Raw genomic sequence first — 542 nt, 5'->3', positions numbered from 1 at the left:
AGGTGCCCGAACCTTTCTCGGCCAGGTGCTGAGCAGGTACTCCCCGGCGGAGCTACCTGCCTGAAGCACAACGACTCACTTCAAACGGGCCAACCGGCTGGTCAGCAGGTCGAAGAAGCCCTGAGCGTCGCCATTCTCGACCCAGAACACATTCTGTGGCTGCTTGAGCGTGCCGTACCAGTCTGCGACGGTCTGACCAAAGCCGATGCCATCGCGACTGTCGATGGCCAGATTGATCTGCCGACCTGAAAACAGCTCTGGCTGTAGCAGCCAGGCAATCACGCTCGCATCATGGACAGGCCCGCCGGGCAGTCCGTAATGCTCCATATCCAGCTTGACGTACTCATCGAGAATGCCACCAACCAGCTTGCCAGCCTGATTGCCCAGTGCGGCGATCTTCTGGAGACGCTGCTCGCTGGTCAGGATCTTGTGGGTCACGTCCAGCGGCACATAGGTCAGCTTGACGCCGCTGGCCAGAACGATCTGCGCCGCATGAGGGTCGGCGAACAGATTGAACTCGGCAGTCGGCGTGATATTGCCAC

The 542-nt window shown here is 60.1% G+C and carries 1 protein-coding gene; it reads right to left on the bottom strand.

Annotated features, from left to right (window positions below; genetic code table 11):
* Nucleotides 1-75: 75 nt before the first annotated feature.
* On the bottom strand, nucleotides 76-542 hold a 467-nt coding region (locus NRB16_RS29155; RefSeq protein ID WP_257107602.1), incomplete at its 5' end, for a nucleoside hydrolase.

Origin of the sequence: Pseudomonas sp. LJDD11, assembly GCF_024584215.1 — a bacterium.
Classification (GTDB): domain Bacteria; phylum Pseudomonadota; class Gammaproteobacteria; order Pseudomonadales; family Pseudomonadaceae; genus Aquipseudomonas.
This window is presented reverse-complemented; position numbering and strand designations above follow the sequence as displayed.